Origin of the sequence: Micromonospora sp. NBRC 110038 (genome assembly GCF_020884815.1) — a bacterium.
Taxonomy (GTDB): domain Bacteria; phylum Actinomycetota; class Actinomycetes; order Mycobacteriales; family Micromonosporaceae; genus Micromonospora; species Micromonospora haikouensis.
This window is the reverse complement of the sequence record NZ_BBOL01000002.1, coordinates 636860-656250: the sequence shown is the minus strand read 5'-3', so window position 1 is coordinate 656250 and position 19391 is coordinate 636860. Positions and strand designations below refer to the sequence as shown.

16 protein-coding genes and 1 riboswitch are annotated in these 19391 nt (G+C 74.9%); of the genes, 8 read left to right on the top strand and 8 right to left on the bottom strand.

The annotated features are described in order from the left end of the window. Positions 1–57 precede the first annotated feature (57 nt). From LPU61_RS10670 to LPU61_RS10645, 6 genes are read right to left on the bottom strand one after another with little or no spacing between them, the layout of a single operon-like run. Positions 58–747, bottom strand: coding sequence for a hypothetical protein (locus LPU61_RS10670; protein ID WP_229404810.1), 690 nt, complete (start codon positions 745–747; stop codon positions 58–60). A 39-nt stretch (positions 748–786) separates the two neighbouring features. Further along, entirely contained in the window at positions 787–1536 is a 750-nt protein-coding gene (locus LPU61_RS10665) for an ATP/GTP-binding protein (RefSeq protein ID WP_229404809.1), read from the bottom strand. After that, a complete protein-coding gene (locus LPU61_RS31855) occupies positions 1514–2188 on the bottom strand; it encodes a DUF742 domain-containing protein (RefSeq protein WP_374199639.1) in 675 nt (224 codons plus the stop codon). The genes LPU61_RS10665 and LPU61_RS31855 overlap by 23 nt, the downstream gene beginning before the upstream one ends. Beyond that, entirely contained in the window at positions 2185–2649 is a 465-nt protein-coding gene (locus tag LPU61_RS10655; protein WP_043965159.1) for a roadblock/LC7 domain-containing protein, read from the bottom strand. The genes LPU61_RS31855 and LPU61_RS10655 overlap by 4 nt, the downstream gene beginning before the upstream one ends. After that, on the bottom strand, positions 2646–5459 hold the full coding sequence (locus LPU61_RS10650) for a sensor histidine kinase (RefSeq protein WP_229404808.1): 2814 nt from the start codon (positions 5457–5459) through the stop codon (positions 2646–2648). The genes LPU61_RS10655 and LPU61_RS10650 overlap by 4 nt, the downstream gene beginning before the upstream one ends. After that, complete coding sequence (locus LPU61_RS10645) at positions 5449–6681, bottom strand: hypothetical protein (protein ID WP_229404807.1); 1233 nt, start codon at positions 6679–6681, stop codon at positions 5449–5451. Before LPU61_RS10645 ends, LPU61_RS10650 begins: the two co-directional genes overlap by 11 nt. A gap of 367 nt (positions 6682–7048) precedes the next feature. On the opposite strand from LPU61_RS10645, the gene LPU61_RS10640 reads away from it, so the two are divergent. The 3 genes from LPU61_RS10640 to LPU61_RS10630 all read left to right on the top strand — a co-directional run bounded on the left by LPU61_RS10640 (position 7049) and on the right by LPU61_RS10630 (position 11519). Continuing rightward, on the top strand, positions 7049–9919 hold the full coding sequence (locus LPU61_RS10640) for an alpha/beta fold hydrolase (protein WP_229404806.1): 2871 nt from the start codon (positions 7049–7051) through the stop codon (positions 9917–9919). Then, positions 9919–10791, top strand: a complete 873-nt coding sequence (locus LPU61_RS10635) for an ABC transporter permease subunit (protein ID WP_043965166.1) — start codon at positions 9919–9921, stop codon at positions 10789–10791. Before LPU61_RS10640 ends, LPU61_RS10635 begins: the two co-directional genes overlap by 1 nt. Before the next feature lie 278 nt (positions 10792–11069). Next, positions 11070–11519 (top strand): DoxX family protein, encoded by a 450-nt coding sequence (locus tag LPU61_RS10630; protein ID WP_043965169.1) that lies wholly within the window; start codon positions 11070–11072, stop codon positions 11517–11519. A gap of 167 nt (positions 11520–11686) precedes the next feature. Here LPU61_RS10630 and LPU61_RS10625 read toward each other — a convergent pair whose 3' ends face one another. After that, entirely contained in the window at positions 11687–12178 is a 492-nt protein-coding gene (locus LPU61_RS10625; protein ID WP_229404805.1) for a hypothetical protein, read from the bottom strand. A 186-nt stretch (positions 12179–12364) separates the two neighbouring features. Then, positions 12365–12496, top strand: a riboswitch (SAM riboswitch). Between the two features lie 12 nt (positions 12497–12508). Here LPU61_RS10625 and thrC point away from each other — a divergent pair. The 3 genes from thrC to paaN all read left to right on the top strand — a co-directional run bounded on the left by thrC (position 12509) and on the right by paaN (position 16939). Beyond that, positions 12509–13795, top strand: coding sequence for a threonine synthase (gene thrC / locus LPU61_RS10620; RefSeq protein ID WP_043965173.1), 1287 nt, complete (start codon positions 12509–12511; stop codon positions 13793–13795). A 364-nt stretch (positions 13796–14159) separates the two neighbouring features. Continuing rightward, positions 14160–15179 carry a GNAT family N-acetyltransferase gene (locus tag LPU61_RS10615; RefSeq protein ID WP_043965176.1) on the top strand — a complete coding sequence of 340 codons (1020 nt, stop codon included), beginning with the start codon at positions 14160–14162 and terminating at the stop codon, positions 15177–15179. 86 nt (positions 15180–15265) lie between these two features. Continuing rightward, positions 15266–16939, top strand: a complete 1674-nt coding sequence (gene paaN, locus LPU61_RS10610; protein ID WP_199486091.1) for a phenylacetic acid degradation protein PaaN — start codon at positions 15266–15268, stop codon at positions 16937–16939. Positions 16940–17002: 63 nt separating this feature from the next. Here the strand turns inward: paaN and LPU61_RS10605 are convergent, their stop codons facing one another. Continuing rightward, the gene (locus tag LPU61_RS10605) at positions 17003–17482 is read right to left on the bottom strand and encodes an N-acetyltransferase (protein WP_043966445.1); all 480 of its coding nucleotides are present in this window, start codon (positions 17480–17482) and stop codon (positions 17003–17005) included. A gap of 338 nt (positions 17483–17820) precedes the next feature. On the opposite strand from LPU61_RS10605, the gene LPU61_RS10600 reads away from it, so the two are divergent. Together LPU61_RS10600 and LPU61_RS10595 are read left to right on the top strand one after the other, a co-directional pair. Then, positions 17821–18024: a cold-shock protein gene (locus tag LPU61_RS10600; RefSeq protein WP_007073263.1), complete on the top strand. Its 204-nt coding sequence runs from the start codon at positions 17821–17823 to the stop codon at positions 18022–18024. A gap of 152 nt (positions 18025–18176) precedes the next feature. Continuing rightward, on the top strand, positions 18177–19268 hold the full coding sequence (locus LPU61_RS10595) for a hypothetical protein (protein ID WP_229404804.1): 1092 nt from the start codon (positions 18177–18179) through the stop codon (positions 19266–19268). Positions 19269–19391 lie beyond the last annotated feature (123 nt).

Below are 19391 nucleotides of genomic sequence, written 5' to 3'. Positions count from 1 at the left end.
AAGGAAGGGCCCCCTGTTAACGCCTACGGTAGAGAGGGCTCCCCCTCTCACCCCGCGTCAGCGCGTGGGGTCGGTGCTGTCGAGCAGCGAGGGGTCGCGCCGGATCAGCTCCGCCAGCCGGGCCGCCGGGTCCACCTTCAGCCGGTCGGCGTCGGACGGCCACGCCGGCACGGCCTTCACCGTCAGCGGCCACACCGGAGGCGGTACGGTCGCGGCCTCCGCGCCGACGGTCAGCCGCCCGTTCGACCAGCCGACCCGCAGCGGGTACGCCTGCCCGTCGTGCTCCACGCGCAGCGCGACCGTCATGCCGGGGTGCGCCGCCACCACCCGGGCGACCGCCTCGGCCACCTCGTCGACCGGGTCCCGCCCGGCGGGGCCGGCGGGGTGGGCGAGGGCCGGCGCGGCGGGCAGGGCCGGTACGCCGCCCGGCCGGCGGGGCAGGGCGTCCGCCGGGTCCTGGTCGACGTCGCCCGCCGGCCGGGGGCGGGCGGCCGGGGCGGCGGCGTCTCCCGTCCCCGCGTCGGATCCCGCTCCGGCGTCGACCCGTACGGCCGGGGCGGGATCCTGTCGCGCCTCGGCCCGTGCGGCCGGCTCGCCCCAGCCGACCGGGTGGGCCGTGGCCTGCGCCGGGACGGTCGGAGTCGCCGGCTCCCGGCCGGGCTCGTCGCCCGGGTCGGCACCCCGGCGGCGGAGCGCCTCCTCACGCCGGGCGAGCCGGGCCAGTGTCTCGTCGAGATCACCTCTCATGTCGCCACCCCTTCCGCGTGTGGACCGAACCGGGCCGGTTCAGTCCCTCCTGTCCCGGGTGGCCCGGTCCAGCGCCCGGTCCAGGACGACCAGCAGGGCGTCCCGCACCGAGAGCCGGTCCCGGGCGTCGAACTGCACCAGGGGGACCTGGTCGGAGATGGCCAGGGCCCACCGGATCGAGGGGAGGTCCACGGCCAGCCGGCCGTCGAAGGCGTTTACCCCGACGACGAACGGCAGCCCGGCCCGCTCGAAGAAGTCGATCGCCGGATAGCAGTCGTCCAGCCGCGAGCTGTCCACCACCACCAGCGCGCCGAGCGCCCCCCGGGCCAGGTCGTCCCACATGAAGCCGAAGCGGTTCTGGCCCGGCGTGCCGAAGAGGTAGAGCTTGAGGCTGCGGTCGATCGTCACGCAGCCGAAGTCCATCGCCACCGTGGTGGTGGTCTTGCCCGACCGCGCGCCGGGGTCGTCGATGCCGATCCCGGCGCTGGTCATCTCCGCCTCGGTGGTCAGCGGCGCGATCTCCGAGATGGCCCCGACCGTGGTGGTCTTGCCCACGCCGAAGCCGCCCGCGACCAGGATCTTGACCGGGATCGGGGGCGCGGACCGGCCCGGGCCGGCGTTCGGCGTGCCGTGCCGCAGCCCGGCGGGCGGTGCCGGGGTGGTCGGCGGGGCGGCGCGTCCGCTGGCCGGCGTGGCACCCGCCGGGGTGCCGTAGCGGGCGGCGGCGCTGTTGGCGGAGAGCCCGCTCAGCGGGGCCGGCGGCCATTCAGGAGATCGCACGGAGTCCATCAATCACTCGCAGGATGATGTCGGGGTCAAGGGCGTCGTTGGCGGTGCTGACGTGCACGTCGAGGTGGCCGGCGGCCCGGAGGTCACCGACCAGGATCCGGGTGACGCCGAAGTGCAGCCGGGTCCGGGCCGAGATCTCCGCCACGGAGATCGGTTCTCCGCAGAGCGCGATGATCGCCTGGAGCTCGGGGGCGAGCCGGGATACCGGCCCCGCGCCCCGGAGGCCGGGACCGGGCCGGGCGGTCACCTGGGTCTCCAGGCTGATCGCCGGGTCCACCCCGGCCACCCTGCCGGAGGTGAGCACGAACGGGCGTGGCCCGGCCGGCAGGTGCGGGTCGGGGGCGTCGAGCCGGCCGGGAAGGTCGTTCGCCGGGCTGCCGGGCGGTCCGTCGCCAGGGCCGCCCGGGAAGCCGAGGGCGCCCCCCGGGTAGCCGGGGCCGCCACCGGGAAAGCCGGGAGCGCCGCCCGGGAAGCCGGTAGCGCCGTCGGGGAACCCGGAAGCGCCGCCCGGGCCGCCGGGGTACCCGGGGCCGCCCGGCAGGCCCGCCGACTCGCCCGGCCCGCCGTCGACCGGGGACTGCGCCCGCAGGTAGGGCCGGATCCGGACGACGGGTTCCGGATCCGGCCCGGTGCCGGCGACCTCCGGGCTCACTGCTGGACGGCGTTCTTCAGCTCGGCGATCAGTCGTGGGGTGAGGGCGCTGCCGGCCCGTCCGGCGAAGAGGGTCATCTCGTACGCCACGGTGCCGAGGTTCGCCGACCGGTCGGCCACCACCCCGAGCACCGATCCGGCGCTGATCGAGCTGATCAGCAGGTAGCCGTCGGCCATGTCGACGATGACCCGGTTCAGGCCGCCGAGGGCGTACCAGCTCGCCGCGCCGCCGGCGAGGCTCGTCATGCCGGAGACCACGGCGGCGAGGCGCTCGGCGTTGGACCGGTCCTTGATCGCCGACATGGCCATCAGCAGCCCGTCGGAGGAGACCGCGATCGCCTCCATCACGCCGGCGGTGCTGGACGTGAACGAGTCCAGCAGCCAGTTGAACGTGCGGGCCTCGGGGCTGAGGTCGGTGGGGTGCTGGTGCTCGACGTTCTCGTGCAGGTACGGGCTGGTCACCGTGTTGATCCCTCTTCGTAGCGGCGGTCAGGACGGGCTTCACGCAGCGCGCGGGCGACGCCCGCCTCGAACTGGTTGATCAGGTCGCGCACCTCTCCCGGGTCGCCGGGGTCGGACGGGGGAGCGGGCCTGGGTGGCGGGACGGCCAGGTTGGCACCGGGGACCCGACGGGTGAGCCGGGGAGGGTCGGTGAGCAGGGGAGCCGCCGCCGGGCCCGCAGCAGCCGGGGGAGCGGCCGTCGGGCGGGCCGACACCGGGGGAGCGACCGTCGGGCGAGCCGTCGTCGGTGGCGCCGCCGGGGGGTGCAGTTCGGCCCGGCGTACCCCCGCTTCGAACTCCTCGACCAGCGCGCGGGCGGCGGCCGGGTCGGCGGTGGTGGCGTCCACCGGGCCGACGACCGGGCTGGTGTGGGGCAGGCTCGCGCCGGGCACCCGCTGGCGGATGCCGGACGCGCCCCGCGCCGTCCCGCCGGGCTGCGGGGCGGATCCGGGCCGCAGCCCGGTCGGGAAGGAGGTGCCCCGGGACCGGGCCGGCAGGACCGGTGTGCCGCCGGCCCCGCCGACCGGACCGGCGGCACGGGACGACCGGACGGTGCCGGGGGCCGCCGGGGGAGCGGCGGCGCCGGGCTCGACCGGGGTGCCGCCGACGGTCGGCGGGGCGTCCAGGGTGGGGGCGCCTGCGCGCCCGTTCGTGGCGGCCGGCGGCTCCGCGACCGCCCCGAAGGCGTTCCAGGAGTCGCCCGACTCCATCGACCGGGTGGCGCGGCTGAGCAGCTCGCGGTCCACGCCGAGGGCCACGCCGAGCGCCACGGTCCCGTCCACCGGCTTGCCGGCCGGCCCGGGGTGGGGGGTGGCGGCGACGGCCAGCGGCCGGCCGGAACCGGTCGGCTGCGGGCGGCCGGACGCGCCCGGCCGGTCCGGCGCGGTCGTCCCGGTCGCCGGGGCCCCGGCCTGGCCGGCGGGCGGCACGACCAGCAGCGCCGACGGGATCTCCAGCCGGGCGGTGACCCCGCCGCCGGTGGTCGGGGCGAGGTCCACCGTCCACCCGTGCCGGCGGGCGAGCCGGCCCACCACGAAGAGGCCGAGCACCTCGGTCGGGGCGAGGTCGAGCCGCTCCCGGCGGGTGAGCCGGGCGTTCTCCTCGGCCAGTCGTTCCTCGGTCATTCCGATGCCGTGGTCCACCACGGACAACCGCATGCCGTGCCCGGTCGGCTCGGCCGTCACCACCACGCGGGTGTGCGGCGGGGAGAAGACGGTGGCGTTCTCCATCAGCTCGGCCAGCGCCAGCACCAGGTCACCCACGGTGGACGGCGCCGCCGACACCCCGGCCGTGACCTGCACGTCGACGCGGGTGTAGTCCTCGATCTCGCCGAGCGCGAGCCGGACCACGTCGGTCAGCGGCACCGGGGCCACGTGCCCGTCGGCGCCGGTCGAGCCGGAAAGCACCACGAGGCTGCCCGCGTTGCGGCGCAACCGGCTGGAGACGTGGTCCAGCCGGTAGAGGTGCTCCAGCCGCCCGGGGTCGGTCTCCTGCTGCTCCAGCCGGTCGATCAGGGCGATCTGCCGGCCCACCAGGTTCTGCGTACGACGCCCGACGTGCCCGAACATCTGCGCCACGTTGCGCCGGCCGGCGACCTGCCGCTCCACCAGCCGGGCGGCGGTGTGCTGCACACGCTCGAACGCGCGGGCCAGGTCACCGATCTCGTCGCGGCCCCGGACGTCGACCGGGTCGAGGCGGATCGGCGGGACGTTCTCGCTCTCGTCGTCGGCGACCCGCACCAGCTCCGCCTCGGCGGCCCGGGCGACCCGTTCGGCGGAGCGGGTGAGGCGGGTCAGCGGGCGGGCGACCAACCGGGCCACCGCCATGCTGAGCAGCACCACGAGGAGCATGACCAGGGCTGCCGTGACGCCGACCACCCAGGCGGCGACGAGCGCCCGCCGTTCCTCCGCGCGCACCTGCGTGGTGACGTCCGCGGCGATCTTCTTCTCCACGAACTGGCCGAGGGTGATCATCGACTGGACGGAGGGGAAGAGCGTGTCCAGGGGCACCGTGGCGATGGCGGCGACAGGGTCCTTCTCGCTGTCGACGATGAACGTCGGGCTGGTCCGGGCGGCCACCGCCGCGTCGTCCAGCAGGGCCAGCTCCAACTGCTCGGGGGTGACCAGGCTGCGGAACCGGTCGGTGTCCACGCTCAGCGCGGCCATGCAGGCGATGTAGCTGGCGACGGTCTTCGGGTCGCTGGTCGCCCTGACCAGGACGATCAGCGTGGCGCACGCGCCCAGGCTCTCGTCGGCGCGGAGCAGCCCGTCCAGGGCCAGCACCTGCTGACCGACGGGAGTGGTGGTGTCCACCTTCCAGGTCAGCCGCAGCGAGTCGATCAGCTCCACGGCGAGCGGGCCGAAGGCCTCCATGACCCGGGCCGGGGTGGCCCGGCCGGCGAGCACGGCGGCGCGCACGTCGGCGAGCCCCCGTACCTGGTCGAGGGCGAGCCTGACCCGGTCGGTGAGCTGGCCGCCCAGCTCGGCGCGGATGTCGGCGACCCGGTCGTCCACGGTGGCCGACTTCTGGATCACCTCGGTGCGGGACGCCCGGCCGAGCAGCAGACCGACGGAGAGCAGTCGCTCCTGCTGGAGGTCCTGGACCAGGCTGCCGACCCGGCTGGCCACCCGGACGGCCTCGGCGGTGTCCGCCGCCCGCCCGGCGGTGGCGACCCGGTCGAGGACGATCGGCACGGCGAGCCCGACCATGCTGAGCAGCGGGACGATCACCAGCAGGGCGAGCTTGCCCCGGATGCGGAGCCTAGCGAGCATCGAAGGGCCCCCACCGCTCGGCGCTGGCGGGGCGGCCCTGCCCGGCCGGCTGGAGCATCCGGGGCTCGACCGGGGCGAGCGTGCCGGCCGGGGCGGCCCCCCGGGGGTCGGCCGGGGCGTCCCAGCCGGCGTCGTCGGCCGGCGGGCCGGTGTCGCCGCCGGCCGGTCGGCGGTCCCGCCCGGTCGGTCGGTCGCGGCGGGCGGTGATCAGCAGCGCGCCGAGCGCGGCGAGCAGCAGGACGGCCAGGACGGTTGCCCCGGCGGCGAGCCGGCGGTCCCGGTCGAGCTGGTCGATCCGGTCGGTCAGCAGCGCGTCCAACTCGTCGAGGATGACGGGCTGGAGCTGCCTGGCGGCCTCCTGCGCGGCGGTGCGGGCGGCGATGAGGTTGGTGAGCGCGCGGGCGGTCGCCGCCTCGTCCTGCAGCCGGGCCGACGAGGTCGGGGCGGCGAGCGCGCCGAGCCGCTCGATGGAGCGCTGGTAGGTGTCCAGCGGGGCGAGCACGTTCGCGCCGAGCTTGGTGCTGTCCGTGCTGTCCACGGCCGCGCGCAGGTTGGTGATCAGGTCGTTGGCGGGGCTGATGGCGCTCGTCCACAGGGCGCCGAGCTGGGACACCATGGCGATGCGCTGGGCGTCGGGGAGTTCGGCGGCGACGGCGGCCAGGTCGCCGAGCCGGCCGGTCGCCACGAGCGATTCGGGCAGCTCGTCGCTGATCGCGTCCTGGAGGTAGAACGAGTCGGCCTGCCGGTCCCGGACCAGCCCCGAGGCCTCGCGTACCTTGCGGTGCAGGGCCAGCAGCAGGTCGGTGGCCTCGCCGTACGCGGCGAAGGTCGCCTGCGGGTCGGTCAGCCCCTTCTCGGGCAGGGCCTCCAGCTTGGCCCGCAGCCCGGTCCACCGCTCGTGGGTGCGCAGCTCGTCGCCGAGGCGGGAGTCGGCGGCGGCGACGTCCTCGACGGCCCGGCCGAGCGACTCCCGGGACACGGTCCGGCCGGCGACGGCGGCGGACTGCGCGTCGACCAGGGCGAGGGTGAGGGGGCCGAGGACGCGCAGGTACTCCACGCCGAGCCGCTCGCGGACGATGAGGTCGCGTTCCTCGCCGCTGTGGCGGCGCTGCTGGACGAAGAGGAACGCCACCGGGGCGAGGAGCGCCACCACGAGCACCAGCGGCAGGACGCGGCCGGTGCGGTTGGGCCGTCGGGGGCCCCGCTGCGCGGGGACGGTCATGGGTTCTCCTCCGGCGACGGCGGATACGGGCAGGTGCCGGGCCTGCCGAGCAGTCCCGTTCACCGGACCGGAAAACTAGCGGACCGGCACGGGCACGCAGAGCCGCCGGCCGGTCAGTTTTGCGTCACTACGAGCGATGTCACCTGGTGTCGACCGATGCGACACCCTCGGTGGCGACTGCCCGGAGGAGATGGCCTGATCGGGTGCGATTTCGGTCGAACATCGGAATTCACATGATCCGAATTCATCCCGCTGGGATGCGGCGGACGCTGCGCAAACGATCAAAACGGGTCGCCGATCGGCCGGGCCGGACGGACGTACGGAGGATCTCAGGGAACGCTCAGGATCCGCACCGTACCGTTGCCGCATGAGATCGCCGTTGTCGGCCGCACCGGTCCGACGGGCCCTGGCCACCCGCCCCCGCCGGATCGTCGCCGGTTCGGTGGCGGTCGTGCTGCTGGCCGCCGCCGTGCTCTGGGCGGCCCGGCCCGGCGAGGCCGGCTTCCGCGCCGAGCCCGCGATGATCACCGTGCGTTCCGGGCCGGCCGGCGACGAGCCGGTCGACCTGGACACCACCTTCTACCTGCCCGACGGCGCCTCGGCGGACCGCCGGGTGCCGGCGGTGCTGCTCGCGCACGGCTTCGGCGGCACCAAGGAGTCGGTCCGCTCCGACGCCGAGGAGCTGGCCGGCCAGGGCTACGCGGTGCTCGCCTGGACCGCGCGCGGCTTCGGCCGCAGCGGCGGCCAGATCCACCTGGACAGCCCCGACTACGAGGTGCGGGACGCGCAGCGGCTGCTGGACTGGCTGGCCGCCCGGCCCGAGGTGCGCACCGACGCCGCCGGCGACCCCCGGGTGGGGGTGGTCGGCGGCTCGTACGGCGGCGGCCTGGCCCTGCTGCTGGCGGCCCAGGACCAGCGGGTCGACGCGATCGTCCCCATGATCACCTGGAACGACCTGTCCCGCGCGTTCCTGCCGGAGAGCACCGGCGGGCCCGCCACCTCCGGCGTGTTCAAGAAGGGCTGGGCGGGGCTGTTCTTCGGCGGCGGCGGCAACGCCGGCTCCGGCCCGGCCGGACTCTCCGGCACCTCCGCCGCCCAGCCCGAGGGCAACCCGGCCTCGGCGGGGCCGCCGAGCCCGGCACCGGGCGCGGGGCCGGGCACCGGTTCGGGGCGCGCGCCGGCCGGGGCCGCCGACCCGTCCTGCGGCCGGTTCGCCGCCGACGTCTGCGCCGCGTACCTGCGGATCGCCACCACCGGGCGGGGCGACCAGGCGGCCGTGGACCTGCTCCGGCGGTCCAGCCCGGCCGGCGTGCTCGACCGGATCAAGGCGCCCACCCTGCTGGTGCAGGGCGAGGCCGACACCCTCTTCCCGCTCGCCGAGGCCGACGCCAACGCGCGTGGCATCGCCGCCGCCGGCACCCCGGTCCGGGTGGCCTGGTTCACCGGCGGCCACGACGGCGGCGACGGGCCGCGCAACGACTCCGACCGGGTGAAGTACCTGACCGTGCAGTGGCTCGACCACTACGTCAAGGGCGAGGGGGCGGCCCCCGGCGACGACTTCACGTACTCGCGGATCGCCGGTTTCGACGCCCTCGACCGTGGCCTGGTCGCCACCGGCTTCCGCACCACCGACTACCCGGGGCTGGCCGGCGACGCGCGCCGCGAGGTCGCGGTGACCGGCCCGGCCCAGCCGGTCGCCAACCCGCCCAACGGCAACCCGGCGGCCATCTCCTCCGTCCCGTTCGCCGGTGCGCTCGGCTCGCTGCTCGGCGGGGTGGCCGGCGACGTGCCCGGCCAGCACGCCCGGTTCGAGTCGGCCCCGCTGACCGAGGCGGTGGACGTGGCCGGGTCGCCGACGGTCACGCTGCGGGCCGCGTCGGCCAGCGGCGAGGCGGTGCTGTTCGTGAAGCTCTACGACGTCGACCCGCAGGGCGCGGCGACGCTGCCCAACGGGCTGGTCGCCCCGGTCCGGCTCACCGGCCTGCCGGCCGACATCGGGGCCGCGAAGCCGGTCACGGTCGCCCTGCCGGCGATCGTCCGCCGGGTCGAGGCCGGGCACCGGCTGCGGGTCGTGGTCGCGACGTCCGACCAGGCGTACACGACGCCGGCCGAGCCGGCGGTCTACACCGTGGCGGCCGGCGACGACCCGCTGGTGTTGCCGACCGTGGCCGGCGAGCCGATCCCCACCACGGCCGTCGTCTGGCGCTGGGTGCTGGCCGGGCTGCTGGCCGCCATCGCGGTCGGGCTCGTCGCGGTCGTCCTGGTCGCCCGCCGCCGGCACCGCCGCCAGGACAGCTCGGTGCATCCCGAGTACGCGGACACGCCGCTGGCCGTGCGCCAGCTCCGCAAGGAGTACGCCGACGGCTTCGTCGCCGTGTCGAACGTCGACTTCGAGGTGCACCCCGGCCAGGTCGTCGGCCTGCTCGGGCCCAACGGCGCGGGCAAGACCACCACCCTGCGGGTGCTGATGGGGCTGACCCAGCCCACCGCGGGCGAGATCTACGTCTTCGGCCGGCGGCTGGTGCCGGGCTCGCCGGTGCTGTCGCGCATCGGCGCGCTGGTCGAGGGCCCCGGCTTCCTGCCGCACCTGTCCGGCCTGGAGAACCTGAAGGCCTACTGGCGGGCCACCGGCCGGCCGTGGGCGGACGCGCACTTCGACGAGGCGCTGGAGATCGCCGGCCTGGGCGACTCGGTGCACCGGAAGACCCGCAAGTACAGCCACGGCATGCGGCAGCGCCTCGCCATCGCCCAGGCCATGCTCGGCCTGCCCGAGCTGCTGGTGCTCGACGAGCCGACGGACGGCCTGGACCCGCCGCAGATCGCGGAGATGCGTCGGGTGCTCCAGCGCTACGCCACCGACGGCCGGGCGGTGCTGGTCTCCAGCCACCTGCTCGCCGAGGTGGAACAGACCTGCACCCACGCGGTGGTGGTCAACAAGGGGCGGATCGTCGCGTCCGGCCCGGTGGAGGAGATCGTCGGCGAGTCGCCGAGCGTGCTGTTCGACGTGACCGACCCCGACGCGGCGCGCGACGTGCTGGGCCGGCTGGCCGGCGTGACCGTGCTGCCCGACGCCGAGGGCCAGCTGGTGGTGGACACCAACGGCACCGCCCGCAGCGAGGTGGTGGCCGAGCTGGTCCGGGCCGGGATCGGGGTGGACCGGGTGGTGCCGCGCCGCCGCCTGGAGGACGCGTTCCTCGCCCTGGTGGGCGAGAACTCTCGGGGAAGCGGGGACCGGTGATGGCGCAGTCGTCTTCCACGGTGGGCGCGGCGACCGGCTACCGGCCGTCGGCGACCCTGCCGTTCGCGGCGGAGTTCCGCCGGCAGGCGTCGCGGCGGCGCACCCAGCTCGCGCTCGGGTTCATGGTGCTGCTGCCGCTGATCGTGCTGGTCGCGTTCCAGTTCGACTCGGGCAACGACGACGACGGCGGCGGGGGCGAGTTCTCCAGCCTCGCCGACCTGGCCACCTCGGGTGGGCTCAACTTCACCCTGTTCTCGTTGCTGGTCTCGGCGTCGTTCCTGCTGGTCGTGGTGGTGGCCCTGTTCTGTGGCGACACGGTGGCCAGCGAGGCGAGCTGGGGCAGCCTGCGCTACCTGCTGGCCGTGCCGGTGCCCCGGGCCCGGCTGCTGGCGGTGAAGCTGCTGGTGGCGCTCGCGTACTCGGGGTTGGCCCTGCTGCTGCTCGCCGGCACCGCCCTGCTCGCGGGCACCCTCCGGTACGGCTGGGAGCCGCTGCGCAGCCAGGTCTCCGCCCAGCTCGACCCGGCGGAGGGGCTGCTGCGGTTGGCGGCTGTGCTCGGCTACCTGGCGGTCGTCCTGCTGGCGGTGGCCGGGCTCGCGTTCCTGCTCTCGGTCGTCACGGACGCGGCGCTCGGCGCGGTCGGCGGCGCGGTGCTGCTGTGGATCCTGTCCAGCATTCTCGACCAGATCACGGCGCTCGGCGGGATCCGGGCGTTCCTGCCCACCCACTACGCCAACGCCTGGCTGGGGCTGCTGTCGACGCCGGTGCAGACCGACGACCTGGTGCGCGGCTGCATTTCCGCGATCGCCTACGCCACCCTGTTCTGGTCGCTGGCCTTCTGGCGTTTCACCCGTAAGGACGTCACGAGCTGACGGCGGGGAGGGGCAGCTACCCGCCGTCGTGACCGATCGGACCCGGCGGGCAGCCGAGCGTCCATAACCGATCAGGCGTCCGTGGTCGATCGGGCCTGACGCTCGTCCTCCGTGACCGATCCTGCCTGGCGTGGAGGTCGCGTCGAGCCGGTGTGCTGGTGGTGACGCCCTGCGTCTCACATGCCGTGGGAGCGTTCCCACGGAGAGGGACAAGTATCGACCTTATCAAATTCTTACCGCATTCTAGCTGCATTGACTTCTGTCACTGGAGGTGTGGTATGAACATTGACCGACTTGGCGGTCCCGTCCTGTCCCTGTTCCGCATGGTGATTGGCCTGCTCTTCCTGTTCCACGGCCTGTCGTCGCTGTTCGGTGTCTTCGGCGGTGCGCGAGGAACCGGTCAGGCGGTTCCGCTCGGCACCTGGCCAGGCTGGTACGCGGCCCTGATCCAGGCCGTCTGCGGCGCGCTGGTGCTGGCCGGGCTGTTCACCCGACCCGCCGCGCTGCTCGCCTCGGGCTCGATGGCGTACGCGTACTTCGTGGTGCACCAGCCGGAGGGGCTGCTGCCGCTGCGCAACGGCGGCGAACTGTCCGCGCTGTTCTGCTGGTCGTTCGTGCTCATCGCGGTGCTCGGCCCCGGGACGTGGGCCGTCGACACCCTGCTGGGCCGCCGCCGGGAGCCGGCCGTCGCGGCGCCCGCCCCGAGCAAGCGCTCGGTGCCTGCCTGACCCGACCGCCCGCCCCGCGGCGCCCCGACCTTGGACAGTTGTCGTTCACGACAGACAGGAACTGTCCAAGAATCGCCAGGCGGCACCGCGGGGCGGGCGGAAATTCGTCCGGGGTGGCCGAGTGGCTCACCTCCGAGAGCGTGCCCCCGGTCCGGCCGGTGGAATGGTCAGATCCCCCCGCACACCCGCCAGCCGCCGCCTTCCTCGACCAGGATGAGGACCTGCTCCCGTCCGGCGGCGGTGACGGTCACCTCGGCCCGGGACTGGCTGCCGGTGCTGCTGCTCACCTCGGTGGCGGTGACCCGGTAGTTGCCCAGGGCCGGCTCGGCCGCCCGGGCCCGGGCGAACTCCTCCTCGGTCACCTGGCTGCGCAGCTCGTCGCAGAGCCGGGCGTACGCGGCCGGGTGGTCGCCGGCCCGCACGTCGTCGAGGTAGGCGGTCGCGGCGTCCCGGGCGGGCGCGGTCGCGCCCTGCACGGTGCGGAAGAACCAGACGCCGCTGGCGGTGAACGCGCCGGCGCAGCAGAGCAGCGCCACGACGGCGGCCACGATGATCACGGTACGGGTCGTCCGGCCGGTCTTGTGGGGCTTCGGGGGCGGCCCGGGCAGGCCGGGACTCTGGGGTGGCCCGGGCATGCCGGGCGACGGGGGGTAGGTCACGCCGTCAGGCTAGAAAGCGCAGGCCACCCGCCCTTCCGGAAGCCCCGCAAGCTGTCGCATTGAGTGGCGACGACAGTGCGGAGAGTGGCGATGTGACCAAGTCGGCACCCCCGATCCGGCCCATACGCTGGGAAGCTCGGGTGGCGGTCGCCGCGATCCGCCGTAGACTCGGCGGCACAACTGAATACCTCATCCAGAGGGGCAGAGGGATACGGCCCGACGAAGCCCCGGCAACCACCCGTGCGTTCGATGACGAGCCGCGCGGACAGGTGCCAATTCCGTCCCCGCCGCAGGGTGCGATGCGGGGAAAGATGAGAGGACCTCCTCGACATGACGTCGACCCTCGCCGCGCCCGGCATCGACACCACCGCCAGCCCCGCCCGCGCCCTGGTCTGCCGCGCCTGTTCGGCGCGCTACCCGCTCGCCGCGCAGCACGCCTGCTACGAGTGTTTCGGCCCCCTCGAAGTCGACTACGACGCGGCGGCCCTGGCCCGGGTCACCCGCGAGCAGATCGAGGCCGGCCCGCAGAACCTCTGGCGGTACGCCGCCCTCCTGCCCGCCGGCCAGGACCCGGCCACCCGGGTGACCGTGGACCCGGGGCTGACCCCGCTGGTCGCCGCCGGCAACCTCGCCGCCGAGCTGGGCATCACCGCCCCCCTCTGGGTCAAGGACGACAGCGCCAACCCCACCCACTCGTTCAAGGACCGGGTGGTGTCGGTGGCGCTCACCGCCGCCCGGGCGCTCGGCTTCACCCGGTTCGCCTGCGCGTCGACCGGCAACCTGGCCAACTCGGTCGCCGCCCACGCGGCCCGCGCCGGTGCCCCGTCGATCGTGTTCATCCCCAGCGACCTGGAGCCGGGCAAGGTGGTGACCACCGCCGTCTACGGCGGGGAGCTGGTCGCCATCGACGGCTCGTACGACGACGTGAACCGGCTCTGCGGCGAGCTGGTGGAGACCGACGAGTTCGAGGACACGGCCTTCGTCAACGTCAACGTCCGGCCCTACTACGCGGAGGGCTCCAAGACCCTCGGGTACGAGGTGGCCGAGCAGCTCGGCTGGCGGATCCCGGCCCAGGTGGTCATCCCGATGGCGAGCGGCGAGCTGCTCACCAAGATCGACAAGGCGTTCAGCGAGCTGGTCGAGATCGGCCTCGTCGAGGCCCCGGCCGGCGGCTGGAAGGTGTTCGGGGCACAGTCGGCCGGCTGCAACCCGATCGCGGCGGCCCTGCACGCCGACACCGACACCATCACCCCGGTCAAGCCGACCGGCATCGCCAAGTCGCTGAACATCGGCGACCCCGCCGCCGGCCTCTACGCGCTGGAGGCCGTGCGACGCACCGGCGGGTGGATGGAGTACGTCGACGACGACGAGATCCGCGCGGGCATCCGGCTGCTGGCCCGTACCACCGGGATCTTCGCCGAGACCGCCGGCGGGGTGACCGTGGCGGTGCTGCGCAAGCTGGTCGAGTCCGGCCGGCTCGACCCGACGGCGGAGACCGTCGTGTTCAACACCGGCGAGGGGCTCAAGACCATCGACGCCGTCGCCCCGCAGGTCGGCCCGACCCACCGGATCAAGCCCTCGCTGCGCGCCGCCCGCGACGCCGGCCTGCTCGGCTGAGTCCCCGTCCGGCCCGGGCCGCCGTGCCGGGTCGAGAGCTTGATCGACTCCGGGTCGGCGACATGGGGGCATCCGCCCGCCGGGACACCCCCATGTCGCCGACATCGCGCGCCTTCACGAAGGGCGCCGATCCGTCGGGTAACCGACGTTTTGCCCTCCGTACGCAAAAACCCGCCGCCGAGGACTTGACGGCAGGAACCGGACGGCGCAAGATGCTCCGTGCGGGAGGGCGTTTCGCCGTAGACTTTAAGTTCTTACGACCCAACGCCGGAGGCGTTGTGCGATCGTCCCTCCCGACCAACGTCCGATCGGGCCAGCGGAAAATTCGCTGGCCCGATCGTCTTTCCCCGGCCACCCTCGGCCCATGGGCATCACCATCACCCCGATCGACCCGGCGGACCAGGGCGCGGTCGACGCCGCGTACGGGATCCGGGCCGCCGCCGACCAGGCGGACGTCCCCGACTTCCCGCCGCTGTGCCGGCAGCGCTTCGAGGCGGCGGTCCGGCACCCGATGCCGGGCAACGTGCCGGTCTGGGCGCTGGCCCGGCTCGACGGCGCGCCGGCCGGCTACCTCGCCCTGGACCTGCCGCAGCTCGACAACACCGACAACGCCACCGTCGACCTGTTCGTGCACCCGGCGCACCGGCGGCGCGGGGTCGGCCGGGCCCTGCACGCGCACGGCGTGGAGCTGCTGCGCGAGCGGGGGCGCAAGCGGGTGATCGGCGCGACCGTCGCGGCCCTGCCCGGCGGGCCGGCGCGCGGCGGGGCCGGCGGGGCGTTCGCCGCCACCACGGGGGCGCGGGCGGTGCTCGCCGAGGTCCGCCGCCGCCTCGACACCACCCGGCTCGACCAGGCCGCGCTCGACGCGGCGCTGGCCGACGCCCGGTCCCGCGCCGCCGGCTACCGCACGGTCCGCTGGCAGGGCGCGGCTCCGCAGGAGTACGTCGCCGACGTCGCCCACCTCGACGGCCGGCTGATGGCCGACGCGCCCCTGGGCGAGATGGAGTGGGAGCCGGAGCGCGTCGACGTCGAGCGGATCCGGGGCGTCGAGCGGGCGTTGGACGCGCGGGGCCGCCGCCGCTACCACCACGGGGCGGTGCACGCCGCGTCCGGGCGGCTGGTCGCCTGGACGACGATCGACGTCGGCCCCAACGTGCCGTGGCACGCGTGGCAGCAGACCACCATCGTCGACCCGGCGCACCGGGGCCACCGGCTCGGGCTGCTCGTCAAGGTCGAGAACCTGCGGTACGCGCTCGCCCACGAGCCGGGACTGCGCGCGGTGGACACCTTCAACGCGCAGGCCAACACGTACATGATCGCCATCAACGAGGCGCTCGGGTTCCGCCCGGTCGACGCCTGGACCGACTGGCAGCTCACCCTCTGACCGCCGGCCGGCGGCGGGGTCGGCGGGCGGCCGGCGGCGTCCGCCGACCCTACTGCCCGCAGGCCGGCTGCGGCATGATGGCGGGCATGACGGAGACCCCGCATCCCGAGTACGACAAGCACGCCGACACCCTGCACCGGGCGCTGACCGCGATCACGGAGCGCGGGTACTGGTCCGCCTATCCCGAGTCACCCAGCCCCCGGGTCTACGGCGAGACCGCCGCCGCCGACGGCAAGGCCGCGTTCGAGGCGTACCTGAACGGCGACTTCCCGCTCGACCAGCCCGGCACCGGCGACCGGGTCGCCACCGAGGCCAGCCCCTTCGGGCTGGAGCTGAACGTGCGCTACCCGCACCCGGGCGCCGACGAGCTGGTGGCCGCCGCCTCCGCGGCCCTGCCCGCCTGGCGCGACGCCGGCCCGCAGGCCCGCGCGGGCATCTGCCTGGAGATCCTCGACCGGCTGCACAAGCACGTCTTCGAGCTGGCCAACGCGGTGCAGTTCACCAGCGGCCAGGCGTTCGTGATGGCCTTCCAGGCCGGCGGCGCGCACGCGCTGGACCGCGCCCTCGAAGCGGTCGCCTACGCGTACGCGGAGATGACCCGCCACCCGGGGACGGCCGGCTGGGAGAAGGCCGCCGGCAAGGGCGACCCGCTGCGGATGACCAAGACGTTCCACGTGGTGCCGCGCGGGGTGGCCCTGGTGATCGGCTGCAACACCTTCCCGACCTGGAACTCCTACCCCGGGCTGTTCGCCTCGCTGGTCACCGGCAACCCGGTGGTCGTCAAGCCGCACCCCCGCGCGGTGCTGCCGCTCGCGATCACCGTGAAGTACGCCCGCGAGGTGCTCGCCGAGGCCGGCTTCGACCCCAACCTGGTGCTGCTCGCCCCCGAGGCCCCCGGCGAGAAGCTCGCCACCACCCTCGCCCTGCACCCGGCCGTGAAGATCGTCGACTTCACCGGCTCCACCGAGTACGGCGACTGGCTGGAGGCCAACGCCCGGCAGGCGACGGTCTACACGGAGAAGGCCGGCCTGAACACGGTGGTGATCGACTCCACCGACGACTTCGCGGGGCTGTGCCGCAACCTCGGCTTCACGCTGACCCTCTACAGCGGCCAGATGTGCACCACCTCGCAGAACATCCTCATCCCCGCCGGGGGCATCGACACCGACCAGGGGCACAAGAGCTTCGACGAGGTGGCCGCCGGGATCGCCGCCGCCGTGGGCAAGCTCACCGCCGACCCGGCCCGGGGCGTCGAGCTGACCGGCGCGATCGTCAACGACGGGGTGCTGGAGCGCCTCGACGAGGTCACCAAGGTCGGGGCGGCGGTGCTGGAGTCGCGTACCGTCGAGCACCCCGCCTTCCCCGGCGCGGTGGTGCGGACGCCGACCATCGTCAAGCTGGCCGCCGCCGACACCGCGACGTACGGCCGGGAGTGGTTCGGGCCGATCTCGTTCGTGATCGCCACCGACTCCACCGCGCACAGCCTGGAGCTCCTGCGCGCCACCGTGGGCGAGTCCGGGGCGCTGACCGCCGCCGTCTACTCGACCGACCCGGCGGTGCTGGACGCGGCCGAGGCGGCGGCGATCGACGTCGGGGTGCACCTGTCGTGCAACCTGACCGGCGGCGTCTTCGTCAACCAGTCGGCGGCGTTCTCCGACTTCCACGGCAGCGGCGCCAACGCGGCGGCGAACGCGGCGCTGACCGACGGCGCGTACGTGGCGAACCGGTTCCGCATCGTCCAGAGCCGCCGCCCCGCCTGAGGTGCAAGAGGGGCCCCTTGTCAACGCCTTCTGTTGCACAGGGGCCCCTGCAGCACCTCCGCCTCAGGCCGGGCGGCGCATCTGCAGCTCGCGCAGGGCGGGGAGCCTCGGGTGCGGGACCCGCACGCCCGTGTCGACGAAGCCCAGCCTCCGGTACGCCCGGTGGGCGCGGTCGTTGCCGACGACGACCTCCAGCATCAGCTCCGGCCGACCGCACTCCCGGGACCAGGCGGCGACCCCCTCGATCAGCGCGGCGAGCAGCCCGGTGCCGCGCCGGGCCGGCGTGACGTAGACGGCGTAGACGACGGTGAGGCCGGGCTCGTCCGCCGAGACCGTCCCGCCGGCGTGCCCGAGGAGTCGCCCGGCGGGGCCGCCGGGCCGGTCCGCGCCGGGGTCGGCGACGAACTGGGCGGTGTGCCGGCCGCTGGCGACCGACGCGACGCGGGCCGCGTACTCGGCGTGCGGGCGGGCGGCGGCCTCCGCCAGGGTCTCCAGGAAGGCCAGCGGCGCGTCGGCGAGCATCTCCAGCCGCAGCGCCCGCATCCGGGCCGCGTCCGGCAGGGTCACCCGGCGTACGTCGGCTGCCCGTGCGGCGGTGTCGGCCGTCCCCGTCGGGGCGCTGCCCGGGTCGGTCGGCGGGCGGGAAACTGCTGTCATCCCGCATACCTATCGCAGTGATGGCCGCCTATGCAGTGCCGGGTTGAGGTCGGTCCGTTATAGCCCCATTTGTGGCCGTGCGCCATCGTCACTCCTCGTGTAGCGTGCGATTTCGGTCACTGGTTTCCCGGTCGGCGCAGACGGGTGAAACCGGTGTTCCCGGGGCCGCCGGTTCCGTCGGCGTACCCGCTCGTGGAAGGCCGCGCGACGTTAGGAAGTGCACCGTGGCACAGGGCACCGTGAAGTGGTTCAACGCCGAGAAGGGCTACGGCTTCATCGCCGTCGACGGCGGGCAGGACGTCTTCGTCCACTTCTCCGCCATCGAGATGGACGGCTACAAGGCGCTGGACGACGGGCAGCGCGTGGAGTTCGAGATCGCCCAGGGGCAGAAGGGGCCGCAGGCCGAGCGCGTACGCGTCGTCGCCTGACCGCCCGACCGCTGGGGCCCGCGGGCGGGCGGGCCGCCGGTGGCGGGCGGAGCGCGTCGTCCCCGGGCGGAGCGCGTCGCCCCGGGGCGGCGGAGGCGGGTCGGGCCAGGGAAGATCGTGAGCCGTTCCGGCGTCGCCGCTGAGGAGGGCCCATGTCCCAGCCACCCCCACCCGATCGATCCCACCCGGGGCCCGAGGGGCCGGCTGCGGTCGGTCCCCCGCCCGTCCGGCACCCCACCGGGTTCCCGGCCCACCCGGGCCAGCAGCCCTATCCCGGCCAGCAACTTCACCCCGGCCAGCAGCCCCACCCCGGCCCGGTGCTACCGCCGGCGCACGCCGTGCCGTACCCGCCGGGCCACCCGTTTCCGCCGGGCTACGCGGTGCCGTGGCCGCCGCCCGGCTACGACCCGGCGGACCCGCTGGTCACCCTGCCCGGGGAAGGGCTGAGCGGGTGGTTCTCCCGGTGCTCCGGCGCGCTGCGCCGCAGCTGGCGGCTGCTCGTGCCGGTCCTGGCCCTCACCCATGCCCTGCCGACGTTCCTGCTGCTGTTGGCGACCGTGCCGCTGTACCCGCTGCCGCCGCTGGAGCCCACCGCGCCCGGCGAGCCGCCGCCCCCGCTGCCCGACGGCTACCTCGGTGACCTCGGTGTCTTCCTCGCCGCGATGATCGGCCTCGGCTGCCTGCTCGGGTTCGTCGAGGCGGTCGGCTGGGCCGCCGGCACCCGCGTGGTGGCGCGGCAGGCCGCGGGCGAGCCGGCGTCGGTGGGCGACGCCCTGGCGTACGGCCTGCGCCGGGCCCCGGTGCTGTGGGGCTGGACGGTGGTCTACGTCCTGCTGATGCTGGTCGGATTCGTGCTGTGCTACCTGCCCGGCCTGTACGTGATGGCCGCGCTGAGCCTGTTCGGCCCCGTGCTGCTGTTCGAGGGCGGCGCCCCGCTCGGCCGGGCCCGGCAGATGTTCCACGCCCGCCTCGGGCCCGTGCTCGGGCGGATGGCGCTGGTCGGGTTCGCCGCCTCCCTCGCGTCCATGGTCGTGGCCCCGATCCAGGTCGCGACCGTCCTCTTCGCCGACCCGGCCGACGCCGCCTCGCTGGACGGCTGGAACGTCGCGTACGCCGTGGGCGCCGCCCTGGTCGCGGTGCCGGTGGCCCTGGTCTACCTGGTCGGCCTGGTCGTCACGTACGCCGAGCAGCGGGCGCACGAGGGTCCGGTTACCGCCGCCCGGCTGGCGGGTGAAATCGGCTGAACCGGTGGGCCGGGTCGCGCTGGTCAGGCGGGGTCGACCCGGCCCGTCCGCCGCATCGTGCTTGCACTCGGCAGGGCAGAGTGCTAAACAAGTCATTGGCACTCGCCTTGGGTGAGTGCCAAT